Origin of the sequence: Pseudomonas azotoformans (assembly GCF_900103345.1) — a bacterium.
GTDB classification, from domain to species: Bacteria; Pseudomonadota; Gammaproteobacteria; order Pseudomonadales; family Pseudomonadaceae; genus Aquipseudomonas; species Aquipseudomonas azotoformans.
The window spans coordinates 5,832,039-5,844,188 of record NZ_LT629702.1; the positions used below are offsets into that span (position 1 = coordinate 5,832,039).

Consider the following 12,150-nt stretch of genomic DNA (forward strand, 5'->3'; position numbering starts at 1 on the left):
AGTGTCCCTGATCGCTTCAGACCACTTCCGCATCGTTGTCGGCCTCGGCAAGAGCGGCATGTCCCTGGTTCGCTTCCTGGCGAACCGGGGCACGTCGTTTGCCGTGGCCGATACGCGGGAAAATCCACCGGAGCTGGTCACGCTGCGCCGTGACTACCCGCACGTGGAAGTGCGTTGTGGCGAGCTGGATGTCGAGTTTCTGTGCCGTGCCGACGAGCTCTACGTGAGCCCCGGCCTGGCCCTGGCGACTCCGGCCCTGCAAGCCGCCGCTGCGCGTGGCGTTAAGCTGTCCGGCGATATCGACCTGTTTGCGCGTAACGCGAAGGCGCCGATCGTGGCCATCAGCGGTTCCAACGCGAAAAGCACCGTGACGACCCTGGTCGGCGAGATGGCGGCTGCGGCCGGCAAACGCGTGGCCGTGGGCGGCAACCTCGGCACACCGGCGCTGGACCTGCTCAGCGACGACATCGAGTTGTACGTGATGGAGCTGTCGAGCTTCCAACTGGAAACCACCCACGACCTCGGTGCCGAAGTGGCGACCGTGTTGAACGTGAGCGAGGACCACATGGACCGCTACAGCGGCCTGCCGGCGTACCACCTGGCCAAGCACCGGATTTTCCGCGGTGCACGGCAAGTGGTGGTCAACCGCCAGGATGCCCTGAGCCGTCCGCTGATGGGCGAGGGCCTGCCCTGCTGGACCTTCGGCCTCGGCAAACCCGATTTCAAAGCCTTCGGCATCCGCGAAGAGAACGGCGAGAAATACCTGGCCTTCGAATTCCAGAACCTGATGCCGGTGCGCGAGCTGAAAATCCGTGGCGCCCATAACCAGTCCAACGCCCTGGCGGCCTTGGCGCTGGGGCATGCGGTCGGCCTGCCGTTCGACGCGATGCTCTCGGCGTTGCGCAGTTTCGGCGGTCTTGAACATCGCTGCCAGTGGGTGCGCGACCTCGACGGCGTGAGCTACTACAACGATTCCAAGGCCACCAACGTCGGTGCAGCCCTGGCAGCCATCGAAGGCCTTGGCGCCGATATCGAAGGCAAGCTGGTGCTGATCGCCGGTGGCGACGGCAAGGGTGCCGACTTCAAGGACCTTAAAGGCCCGGTGGCTGAACATTGCCGCGCCGTGGTGCTGATGGGCCGCGATTCCGATTTGATCGCCGCCGCCCTCGGTGACGCGGTGCCGCAAGTGCGCGCCACATCCCTGGACGACGCCATCGCCCACTGCAAGGCCCTGGCCCAGTCCGGCGATGCCGTGCTGCTGTCGCCAGCCTGCGCCAGTTTCGACATGTTCAAGAACTACGAAGAGCGCGGCCAGCTGTTCGCTCGCGCCGTGGAGGCCTTGGCATGAGCATCAACTTTAGAAACATCATCAAGCCGTACCCGTCGCCGATCATTACCGGGCGCGGTATCGACCTCGATTTCCCGATGCTCGCCGGTTGCCTCGCCTTGCTGGGCCTGGGCCTGGTGATGATCACCTCGGCGTCGTCCGAAGTGGCTGCGGTGCAGTCGGGCAATACCCTGTACATGATGATCCGTCACCTGGTGTACCTGGTGATCGGCCTCGGCGCGTGCATCGTCACCATGATGATCCCCATCGCCACCTGGCAACGCCTGGGCTGGCTGATGCTGATCGGGGCGTTCGGCTTGCTGATCATGGTGATCCTGCCCGGCATCGGCCGCGAGGTGAACGGTTCGATGCGCTGGATCGGCTTTGGCGCGTTCAACGTGCAGCCGTCGGAAATCGCCAAGGTGTTCGTGGTGATCTACCTGGCCGGCTACCTGGTACGCCGCCAGAAGGAAGTGCGCGAGAGCTGGATGGGTTTCTTCAAGCCGTTCATCGTGCTGCTGCCCATGGCTGGCCTGCTGCTGATGGAGCCCGACTTCGGTGCCACCGTCGTGATGATGGGCGCTGCTGCGGCGATGCTTTTCCTTGGCGGTGTGGGGCTGTTCCGCTTCACCTTGATGGTGGTGCTGGCCGTGGCGGCGGTGACCGTCCTGGTGCAGGCACAACCCTACCGGATGGCGCGTCTGATCACCTTTACCGACCCCTGGGCCGACCAGTTCGGTTCCGGCTACCAGTTGACCCAGGCGCTGATTGCCTTCGGTCGCGGCGAGTGGCTGGGCGTGGGCCTGGGCAACAGTGTGCAGAAGCAGTTCTACCTGCCGGAAGCGCACACCGACTTCGTGTTCTCGGTACTGGCCGAAGAGCTCGGCGTGGTGGGTTCGCTGTGCACGGTCGCGCTGTTCGTGTTCGTGTGTGTACGCGGCATGTACATCGGCCTGTGGGCCGAGAAGGCCAAACAGTATTTCGCCGCTTATGTGGCGTACGGCTTGTCGTTCCTGTGGATCGGCCAGTTCCTGATCAACATCGGTGTGAACGTCGGTCTGCTGCCGACCAAGGGCTTGACCTTGCCGTTCCTCAGTTATGGCGGCAGTTCGTTGGTGATCTGCTGCGCATGCCTGGGCTTGTTGCTGCGCATCGAGTGGGAGAGTCGGACCCATCTGGGCAGCGAAGAGATGGAGTTCAGCGAGAGCGACTTCGCCGAGGAGCCGACCCATGGGCGCTAACGTGCTGATCATGGCGGGCGGCACTGGGGGCCACGTGTTCCCGGCCCTGGCCTGTGCGCGGGAATTCCAGAACCGTGGTTACACCGTGCACTGGTTGGGCACGCCGCGCGGCATCGAAAACGAGCTGGTGCCGAATGCTGGTTTGCCGCTGCACCTGATCAACGTCACCGGCCTGCGTGGCAAGGGCAAGTTGTCCCTGCTCAAGGCGCCGTTCGTGTTGCTCAAGGCGGTGTGGCAGGCGCGCAAGATCATTCGTGAACTGAAGCCGGTGTGTGTGCTCGGTTTTGGTGGGTATGTGACCGGCCCGGGTGGCGTCGCCGCCAAGCTCGCTGGCGTGCCTGTGATCGTGCACGAACAGAACGCCGTCGCCGGCACCGCCAACCGCCTGCTGGTGCCTCTGGCGGCGCGGGTGTGCGAGGCCTTCCCGAAGACTTTTGCTGCATCGGACAAGCTGCGCACCACCGGCAACCCGGTGCGTACCGAACTGTTCATGGGCATCGCCCGTGAAGCATTGGCCGGGCGAAAGGCGCACCTGCTGGTCATGGGCGGTAGCCTGGGCTCCGAGCCTTTGAACAAACTGCTGCCGGAAGCCCTGGCACAACTGCCTGTGGAGATGCGTCCGGAGATCTTCCACCAGGCCGGCAAGAACCACGGTGAAGTCACCGCCACGCGCTATCGCGAGGCCGGTGTGGAGGCGAACGTACAGCCCTTCATCAAAGACATGGCCCATGCCTATGGCTGGGCCGACCTGGTGGTCTGCCGCTCTGGTGCGCTGACCGTCAGTGAACTGGCCGCCGCCGGTCTGCCGTCCTTGCTGGTGCCTTTGCCCCATGCGATCGACGATCACCAGACTCGCAACGCTGAATATTTGGCCGGGGAGGGCGCTGCCTTCCTGCTGCCGCAAAGAACGACTGGCGCCGCCGACTTGGCCGCACGCCTGACTGAGGTATTGATGCAACCGGAACGACTCAACAGCATGGCGAGCACCGCAAGCCGCCTGGCCAAACCTGACGCAACCCGCACCGTGGTCGATATCTGCCTGGAGGTGGCCCATGGTTGAGAATCAGAAAGCCATGCCGCAACCGGAAATGCGCCGCATCCGTCGCATCCACTTCGTCGGTATCGGCGGCGTGGGCATGTGCGGCATTGCCGAAGTATTGCTGAACCTGGGCTACCAGGTGTCCGGCTCCGACTTGAAAGAGTCGCCGGTCACCGACCGCCTGAAGTCGTTCGGCGCGCAGATCTTTATCGGCCACCGTGCCGAGAACGCCGCCGAGGCCGATGTGCTGGTGGTGTCCAGCGCCGTGAACACCTCCAACCCGGAAGTGGCCACCGCCCTTGAGCGCCGCATTCCCGTGGTGCCTCGCGCCGAGATGCTGGCCGAGCTGATGCGCTATCGCCACGGCATCGCCGTCGCCGGTACCCACGGCAAAACCACCACCACCAGCCTGATCGCCTCGGTGTTCGCCGCCGGTGGCCTGGACCCGACGTTCGTCATCGGTGGCCGCCTGAATGCAGCCGGCACCAATGCACAACTGGGCACCAGCCGCTACCTGATCGCCGAAGCCGATGAAAGCGATGCGAGCTTCCTGCATTTGCAACCGTTGGTGGCTGTGGTCACCAACATCGACGCCGACCACATGGCGACCTACGACGGTGACTTCAACAAGTTGAAGAAAACTTTCGTCGAGTTCCTGCACAACCTGCCGTTCTACGGTCTGGCGGTGGTGTGCCTGGACGATCCGGTGGTGCGCGAAATCCTGCCTCTGGTCAAGCGCCCGACCGTGACCTACGGCTTCAGCGAAGACGCCGACGTGCGTGCGATCAATGTGCGCCAGGAAGGCATGCAAACCTTCTTCACCGTGCTGCGTCCGGACCGTGAACCGCTGGATGTCTCGGTGAACATGCCGGGCAACCACAACGTACTCAATTCCCTGGCGACCATCTGCATCGCTACCGACGAGGGCGTCAGCGATGAAGCCATCGTCGAAGGCCTGTCACGCTTTGCCGGCGTGGGCCGTCGCTTCCAGGTCTACGGCCAACTGCCGGTAGAGGGCGGTGACGTGATGTTGGTGGACGACTACGGGCACCACCCGACTGAAGTCGCTGCGGTCATCAAAGCCGTGCGCGGTGGCTGGCCGGAGCGCCGCCTGGTGATGGTGTACCAGCCGCACCGCTACAGCCGTACCCGCGACCTGTACGACGATTTCGTCAATGTACTGGCCGATGCCAACGTGCTGCTGTTGATGGAAGTCTACCCGGCCGGCGAAGAGCCGATCCCGGGCGCCGACAGCCGCAAGCTGTGCAACAGCATCCGTCAGCGCGGCCAGTTGGACCCGATCTACATCGAGCGTGGCGTGGACCTGGCGCCAATCGTCAAGCCGCTGCTGCGGGCCGGCGACATCCTGCTGTGCCAGGGCGCCGGTGACATCGGTGGCCTTGCGCCGAAATTGCTGGCGAGCCCGCTGTTTGCGGCAAAAAAGGGAGCGGCGAAATGATCACTGACTACGCCTCCCTGTTTTCCACGATCACGCCTGCCGACTTCGGTCGCGTAGCCGTACTATTCGGCGGCAAGAGCGCCGAGCGCGAAGTCTCGCTCAAGTCCGGCAACGCCGTGCTCGAAGCGCTGCAAAGTGCCGGCGTGAACGCGTTCGGCATCGATGTGGGCGATGACTTCCTCGCCCGCCTGCAGGCCGAGAAGATCGACCGCGCCTTCATCATCCTCCACGGCCGTGGCGGTGAAGACGGCAGCATGCAAGGCCTGCTGGAGTGCGCCGGCATTCCTTACACCGGCAGCGGCATCCTGGCTTCGGCGCTGGCGATGGACAAATTGCGCACCAAGCAGGTGTGGCACAGCCTCGGTATTCCGACCCCGCGTCACAGTGTGCTGTGCAGCGAAGACGATTGTATTTCTGCAGCCAAGGAACTGGGCCTGCCTTTGATCGTCAAACCTGCCCATGAAGGCTCCAGTATCGGCATGGCCAAAGTGAACTCGGCCGCCGAATTGATCGACGCATGGAAAGCGGCAAGTACCTACGATTCGCAAGTGTTGGTGGAACAGTGGATCCAGGGTCCCGAGTACACTATTGCAACACTTCGGGGCCAGATCCTGCCGCCCATTTCACTAGGCACGCCCCACACCTTTTACGACTACGACGCCAAGTACCTGGCTTCCGATACCCAGTACCGGATCCCGTGCGGCCTCGACGCAGCCAAGGAACAGGAATTGATGGACCTCACGGCGAAAGCCTGTGAGGCGCTGGGTATCGCCGGTTGGGCACGGGCAGACGTGATGCAGGATGACCAAGGGAATTTCTGGTTCCTGGAAGTCAATACCGCACCGGGCATGACCGACCACAGCCTGGTACCTATGGCCGCTCGCGCTGCGGGCCTGGACTTCCAGCAACTGGTGCTGGCGATCCTGGCTGCAAGCATCGAGCAACGAGGCTAAGGACATGAAAGGCGCATCGCTTCGTCATCAGCCCCCACAAGCACCGAGCCGCAAGCCGGTGCCACGGGGTGCCAGCCGAATGGTGGCTAAAGAGCCGATGTCGGCGCGCCTGCCGAAAGCCAACTTTGGTTTCCTCAAGGCGTTGTACTGGCCGGTGTTGCTGGTGGTGCTTGGCTTCGGAACCTACGAAGGCGCGCAGCGTCTGTTGCCGTATGCCGACCGGCCGATCACCAAGATCAGCGTGCAGGGCGACCTGAGCTACATCAGCCAGCAAGCGGTCCAGCAGCGTATCGGCCCGTACCTGGCGGCGAGCTTCTTTACCATCGACCTGGCCGGCATGCGCTCGGAGCTGGAACAGATGCCGTGGATCGCCCACGCCGAAGTCCGTCGCGTATGGCCGGACCAGGTGACGATCCGCCTGGAAGAACAACTGCCCGTGGCCCGTTGGGGTGACGAAGCGCTGTTGAACAACCAGGGCCAGGCGTTCACCCCGCGTGAGCTGGCCAACTACGAACACCTGCCGCAGTTGTTCGGGCCGCAGCGGGCGCAGCAGCAAGTGATGCAGCAGTACCAGGCCTTGAGCCAGATGCTGCGGCCGCTGGGCTTCTCCATTGCACGCCTGGAACTGCGTGAACGGGGCAGCTGGTTTTTGACGACCGGGGCAGGCAGTTCCGGCCCGGGCATCCAGTTGTTGCTGGGACGCGACCGCTTGGTGGAAAAGATGCGCCGCTTCATTGCCATCTACGACAAGACCTTGAAAGAACAGATTACGAACATTGCGAGCGTCGACCTGCGTTACGCCAACGGCCTTGCCGTCGGCTGGCGTGAACCGGCAGCGCCCACGGCAGCGCAACCCGCTGTCGCGAAGAATTAAGAAGAGGCAGGACCCATGGCAAACGTGCAAAGCGGCAAAATGATCGTCGGTCTCGATATCGGCACCTCCAAGGTGGTGGCGCTGGTGGGCGAGGTCGGGGAAGACGGTGTAATCGAAATCGTCGGTATTGGCACGCATCCGTCCCGGGGCCTGAAGAAGGGCGTGGTGGTGAACATCGAGTCCACCGTGCAATCGATCCAGCGCGCCATCGAAGAAGCGCAGCTGATGGCCGGTTGCCGGATCCACTCGGCGTTCGTCGGTGTGGCGGGTAACCATATCCGCAGCCTGAACTCCCACGGCATCGTGGCGATCCGCGACCGCGAAGTCAGCTCGGCCGACCTCGAGCGCGTGCTTGACGCTGCCCAGGCCGTGGCGATCCCGGCTGACCAGCGCGTGCTGCACACCCTGCCGCAGGACTACGTGATCGACAACCAGGAAGGCGTGCGCGAGCCCCTGGGCATGTCGGGCGTGCGCCTGGAAGCCAAGGTCCACGTGGTCACCTGCGCCGTCAACGCCGCCCAGAACATTGAAAAATGCGTGCGCCGCTGCGGCCTGGAAATCGACGACATCATTCTCGAGCAACTGGCCTCGGCCTACTCGGTACTGACCGACGACGAAAAAGAACTGGGCGTGTGCCTGGTCGATATCGGCGGCGGCACCACCGACATCGCGATCTTCACCGAGGGTGCGATCCGTCACACCGCCGTGATCCCGATTGCCGGTGACCAGGTGACCAACGACATCGCCATGGCGTTGCGTACACCGACCCAGTACGCCGAAGAAATCAAGATCCGCTACGCCTGCGCTTTGGCCAAGCTGGCGGGTGCCGGCGAGACCATCAAGGTGCCGAGCGTGGGCGATCGTCCACCGCGCGAACTGTCGCGCCAGGCCCTGGCCGAAGTGGTCGAGCCACGCTACGACGAGCTGTTCACCCTGATCCAGGCTGAACTGCGCCGCAGCGGCTACGAAGATTTGATCCCGGCCGGCATCGTGCTGACCGGTGGTACCTCGAAAATGGAAGGCGCGGTCGAGCTGGCCGAGGAAATCTTCCACATGCCGGTCCGTCTGGGCGTGCCCCATGGCGTGAAAGGCCTGGGTGACGTGGTACGCAACCCGATTTATTCCACCGGTGTGGGCTTGCTGTTGTACGGGCTGCAAAAGCAGACCGACGGCATTTCCCTGTCGGGCCCGAGCAACCGTGACAGCTACCGCAGCGACGACGAGGCCAAGGCGCCGTTGTTCGAGCGGTTGCAGGCATGGGTCAAGGGCAACTTCTAACGATTTACCGCGACACCGCAACACCGTTGTAAGCAGTAGGCGAAAAAACTAGAGAAATGAAAGGAGAGGGAACATGTTCGAACTCGTAGACAACATCCCCGCAAGCCCGGTCATCAAAGTGATCGGTGTCGGCGGTGGCGGCGGCAACGCTGTCAATCATATGGTCAAGAGCAACATTGAAGGCGTTGAATTCATCTGCGCCAACACTGATGCCCAGGCGCTGAAAAGCATCGGCGCGCGGACCATCCTGCAATTGGGCACTGCGGTGACCAAGGGCCTCGGCGCTGGCGCCAACCCGGAAGTCGGCCGTCAAGCCGCGCTGGAAGACCGCGAGCGTATCGCTGAAGTGCTGCAAGGCACCAACATGGTGTTCATCACCACCGGCATGGGCGGCGGTACCGGTACCGGTGCTGCGCCGATCATTGCCGAAGTGGCCAAGGAAATGGGCATTCTGACGGTCGCTGTGGTGACCCGTCCGTTCCCGTTCGAAGGTCGCAAGCGCATGCAGATCGCCGACGAAGGCATCCGTCTGCTGTCTGAAAGCGTCGACTCGTTGATCACCATCCCCAACGAGAAGCTGCTGACCATCCTGGGCAAGGACGCGAGCCTGCTGTCCGCTTTCGCCAAGGCTGACGATGTACTGGCCGGTGCCGTTCGCGGTATCTCCGACATCATCAAGCGTCCAGGCATGATCAACGTCGACTTTGCCGACGTGCGTACCGTGATGAGCGAAATGGGCATGGCAATGATGGGCACTGGCTGCGCCAGCGGTCCGAACCGTGCACGTGAAGCCACTGAAGCAGCCATCCGCAACCCGTTGCTGGAAGACGTGAACCTGCAAGGCGCACGCGGCATCCTGGTGAACATCACCGCCGGTCCTGACCTGTCCCTGGGTGAGTACTCCGACGTGGGTAGCATCATCGAAGCCTTCGCTTCCGAGCACGCCATGGTCAAGGTCGGTACCGTTATCGATCCGGACATGCGCGACGAGCTGCACGTGACCGTGGTCGCTACCGGCCTGGGCGCGAAAATCGAGAAGCCTGTGAAGGTCATCGACAACACCCTGCACAACAGCCAAGCCAGCCACGCCAGCCAGGCGGCTGCCGCTCCAGCGCCTTCGCGCCAGGAACTGCCGTCGGTGAACTACCGTGACCTGGACCGTCCGACCGTGATGCGCAACCAGGCTCAGGCCGGTGCTGCGGCGTCCCGTAGCCCGAATCCGCAAGATGACCTGGACTACCTGGACATCCCGGCATTCCTGCGTCGTCAGGCCGATTGATGGAATGTATCAGGGCTATGAAGGTGATTGGTGTTCAGCAAAGGTCTGGTCTGCTATTATCGCCAGCCTTTGTTGATACCAGTTCGCAATTTGCGCTGAAGCGGTCCAAGCCATGATTAAACAACGCACCCTGAAGAATATTATTCGTGCCACAGGTGTAGGTCTGCACTCCGGGGAGAAGGTATACCTGACCCTCAAGCCTGCACCTGTCGACACCGGCATCGTGTTTGTGCGTGCCGACCTGGACCCTGTGGTGCAGATTCCTGCTCGCGCGGAAAACGTTGGCGAAACCACTATGTCGACCACATTGGTCAACGGTGACGTCAAAGTGGACACGGTGGAGCACTTGCTCTCGGCCATGGCTGGCCTGGGCATCGATAACGCCTACGTCGAGCTCTCCGCGTCCGAAGTCCCGATCATGGATGGCAGCGCTGGACCCTTCGTATTCTTGATTCAATCTGCCGGCCTGGAAGAACAGGACGCAGCCAAGAAGTTCATTCGCATTCTGCGGGAAGTGACAGTAGAAGACGGCGACAAGCGCGCCACCTTCGTCCCGTTCGAAGGCTTTAAAGTGAGCTTTGAGATCGATTTCGATCACCCGGTATTCCGTGACCGCACCCAAAGTGCAAGCGTGGATTTTTCCAGTACTTCGTTCGTAAAAGAAGTCAGCCGCGCCCGTACCTTTGGCTTCATGAGTGACATCGAGTACCTGCGCAAGCACAACCTCGCACTCGGCGGTAGCGTTGAAAACGCCATTGTGGTCGACGCGGATGGTGTACTGAACGAAGACGGCCTTCGCTACGAAGACGAATTCGTGAAGCACAAGATCCTCGATGCAATCGGTGACCTCTACCTGCTGGGCAATAGCCTGATAGGCGAGTTCAAAGGCTTCAAGTCGGGCCACGCCCTTAACAACCAGCTGCTGCGCAAGTTGATTGAGCAGACAGACGCTTGGGAAGTCGTGACCTTCGAAGATGCCAGCACCGCACCGATCTCTTACATGCGTCCCGTTGCGGCGGTGTAAGTAACAACTCTCTTTCTTTAGTTTTAAAGGCTGCCTTCGGGTGGCCTTTTTTTATGCCCACTATTTTTGACTCTGCCACTGTTCAAGTGTGGGAGGGGGCTTGCCCCTCCCACATTAGGTCCGGTTCATTATTTAGAGGGTTGCGGCATCGACAATTCGGTTTCTTCCGCTGTGCTTGGCCTCATACAACGCCTGGTCCGCACTCAACAGCAACGCCTCCAGTGATTGTCGACTGCGCTTGTCCCACGTACTCAAGCCGATACTCACCGTAATCGGCCGCTCATCGCCGGCCACCCTCGGCAAGTGCTCGACGCCGCTGCGAATATGCTCGGCGATCACCCAGGCGCCCTTGGCGTCGGTCACCGGCAGCACCACCGCAAACTCTTCGCCGCCATATCGCGCCGCCAGGTCGGCCGGGCGGCGGATATTGGTGCCGATGACCTGGGCTACGCTACGCAGCGCCTCATCGCCGCCGTGATGACCATGGCGGTCGTTGAAGGCCTTGAAGTGGTCCACGTCAATCATCAGTACCGTCAGCGGCTCGGTCGAGCGCTGGGCGCGGTCCCACTCCAGGCGCAGGCGCTCGTCCAGCACGCGGCGGTTGGCCAGGCCGGTGAGGGCGTCGGTGGCTGCCAGTTCTGACAGCACGCGCTCGGTACGGTAACGCCGGCGCAGTTCCCGGCGCAGCATCCAGGTCAGCCACAGCAAGCCAATGCAGAGGATGCCGGTAGCGCCACTGGTCAGCAGCGCGGCGCGTTGCCAGGGGGCGAACACGTCATCGGCAGCCAACGCCACTACCACAATCAGCGGCAGCTCGCCGACGTTGCTGAACGTATACAGCCGTTCCTGGCCGGTGATGGCGGAAATCGCCCGGAAACTGCCTGCGCCCTCGCGCAGCATGCGTTTGAAGTTGGGGCGATCGCTCAGGTCTTTGTCGATCATGTCGCGCTCCAGCAGCGGTTGCTGGGCCAGGAGGATGCCGTGGGTGTTCAACAGGTTGACCGAGCTGCCATTGCCGATCGCCAGGCGGTTGAACAACTGATCGAAGTAAGCCAGGCGCATGGTCGCCACAGCCACGCCGGCAAACTCGCCATTGGGCCCGGTGACCCGGCGGCTGAATGCAATGCGCCACACCTGGTCACAGGCGCAGTGGATCTTGAACGGCCGGCTGATGAACAACCCCGCCTGGGACGTGCGTTGATGGATCTGGAAGTAATCACGCTTGGCGAAGTTGCGTGGCGTCGGCCATAGCGTTGACGAGTCGGCGATCACTGCGCCGTTGGCATCCAGCAACAACACTTCACCTTTGAAGGGCGCTGCGGTGGATTGATCAAACTGCACCAGGTGGCGGATGTCCGGTGACACCTGGTCCAAGTCCTTGCGTGTGGTGGCGGCGATCAGCCCTTGCAGGGCCAAGTCGTACAACTCGACGTTGCGCAGTACATCGGCATTGATCAGTTGTGTGATGTTGCTGGTGGCGCGCTGGGCGGCCTGGAGGGTGCTGGCGTGTTCGCGGATCAGCAGCGCCGCGATAATCACCACGATAAGGGCGACCGTCAGGCCACTGCCCAGAATCAGTAACAGCTCCGGGCGTGCCGGCAGAGTGCGAGAACGGGGTTGACTCATCGGGCAGACTTCAGCGGTGACGATGCTGGCAGTTTAGTTCTACCCGATGA

At 62.3% G+C, this 12,150-nt stretch carries 10 protein-coding genes; 9 read left to right on the forward strand and 1 reads right to left on the reverse strand.

Going from position 1 to position 12,150, the window contains the following annotated elements:
* Position 1 precedes the first annotated feature (1 nt).
* From murD to lpxC, 9 genes are all read left to right on the forward strand, one after another.
* The gene (murD, locus tag BLR69_RS26445) at positions 2-1,348 is read left to right on the forward strand and encodes a UDP-N-acetylmuramoyl-L-alanine--D-glutamate ligase (protein ID WP_071494105.1); all 1,347 of its coding nucleotides are present in this window, start codon (positions 2-4) and stop codon (positions 1,346-1,348) included.
* On the forward strand, positions 1,345-2,568 hold the full coding sequence (gene ftsW / locus BLR69_RS26450; protein WP_071494104.1) for a putative lipid II flippase FtsW: 1,224 nt from the start codon (positions 1,345-1,347) through the stop codon (positions 2,566-2,568). The genes murD and ftsW overlap by 4 nt, the downstream gene beginning before the upstream one ends.
* Complete coding sequence (murG, locus tag BLR69_RS26455) at positions 2,558-3,628, forward strand: undecaprenyldiphospho-muramoylpentapeptide beta-N-acetylglucosaminyltransferase (RefSeq protein ID WP_071494103.1); 1,071 nt, start codon at positions 2,558-2,560, stop codon at positions 3,626-3,628. The genes ftsW and murG overlap by 11 nt, the downstream gene beginning before the upstream one ends.
* Entirely contained in the window at positions 3,621-5,066 is a 1,446-nt protein-coding gene (murC, locus tag BLR69_RS26460) for a UDP-N-acetylmuramate--L-alanine ligase (RefSeq protein ID WP_071491186.1), read from the forward strand. The genes murG and murC overlap by 8 nt, the downstream gene beginning before the upstream one ends.
* The gene (locus BLR69_RS26465) at positions 5,063-6,019 is read left to right on the forward strand and encodes a D-alanine--D-alanine ligase (protein ID WP_071494102.1); all 957 of its coding nucleotides are present in this window, start codon (positions 5,063-5,065) and stop codon (positions 6,017-6,019) included. The genes murC and BLR69_RS26465 overlap by 4 nt, the downstream gene beginning before the upstream one ends.
* 4 nt (positions 6,020-6,023) lie before the next feature.
* Positions 6,024-6,893 carry a cell division protein FtsQ/DivIB gene (locus tag BLR69_RS26470; protein WP_058422950.1) on the forward strand — a complete coding sequence of 290 codons (870 nt, stop codon included), beginning with the start codon at positions 6,024-6,026 and terminating at the stop codon, positions 6,891-6,893.
* 15 nt (positions 6,894-6,908) lie between these two features.
* Positions 6,909-8,171, forward strand: coding sequence for a cell division protein FtsA (gene ftsA / locus BLR69_RS26475; RefSeq protein WP_010213031.1), 1,263 nt, complete (start codon positions 6,909-6,911; stop codon positions 8,169-8,171).
* Positions 8,172-8,244: 73 nt separating this feature from the next.
* Complete coding sequence (gene ftsZ, locus BLR69_RS26480; RefSeq protein ID WP_017526184.1) at positions 8,245-9,450, forward strand: cell division protein FtsZ; 1,206 nt, start codon at positions 8,245-8,247, stop codon at positions 9,448-9,450.
* A gap of 112 nt (positions 9,451-9,562) precedes the next feature.
* Positions 9,563-10,474, forward strand: coding sequence for a UDP-3-O-acyl-N-acetylglucosamine deacetylase (lpxC, locus tag BLR69_RS26485; RefSeq protein WP_003171886.1), 912 nt, complete (start codon positions 9,563-9,565; stop codon positions 10,472-10,474).
* A 132-nt stretch (positions 10,475-10,606) separates the two neighbouring features.
* Here the strand turns inward: lpxC and BLR69_RS26490 are convergent, their stop codons facing one another.
* Entirely contained in the window at positions 10,607-12,100 is a 1,494-nt protein-coding gene (locus BLR69_RS26490) for a sensor domain-containing diguanylate cyclase (RefSeq protein WP_071494101.1), read from the reverse strand.
* Positions 12,101-12,150: the final 50 nt, after the last annotated feature.

Excerpts from the sequence above, each read along its gene's own strand:
- ftsW (WP_071494104.1), top strand. The coding sequence starts at position 1,345 with ATGAGCATCAACTTTAGAAACATCATCAAGCCGTACCCGTCGCCGATC.
- murG (WP_071494103.1), top strand. The coding sequence starts at position 2,558 with ATGGGCGCTAACGTGCTGATCATGGCGGGCGGCACTGGGGGCCACGTG.
- murC (WP_071491186.1), top strand. The coding sequence starts at position 3,621 with ATGGTTGAGAATCAGAAAGCCATGCCGCAACCGGAAATGCGCCGCATC.
- BLR69_RS26465 (WP_071494102.1), top strand. The coding sequence starts at position 5,063 with ATGATCACTGACTACGCCTCCCTGTTTTCCACGATCACGCCTGCCGAC.
- BLR69_RS26470 (WP_058422950.1), top strand. The coding sequence starts at position 6,024 with ATGAAAGGCGCATCGCTTCGTCATCAGCCCCCACAAGCACCGAGCCGC.
- ftsA (WP_010213031.1), top strand. The coding sequence starts at position 6,909 with ATGGCAAACGTGCAAAGCGGCAAAATGATCGTCGGTCTCGATATCGGC.
- ftsZ (WP_017526184.1), top strand. The coding sequence starts at position 8,245 with ATGTTCGAACTCGTAGACAACATCCCCGCAAGCCCGGTCATCAAAGTG.
- lpxC (WP_003171886.1), top strand. The coding sequence starts at position 9,563 with ATGATTAAACAACGCACCCTGAAGAATATTATTCGTGCCACAGGTGTA.
- BLR69_RS26490 (WP_071494101.1), bottom strand. The coding sequence starts at position 12,100 with ATGAGTCAACCCCGTTCTCGCACTCTGCCGGCACGCCCGGAGCTGTTA.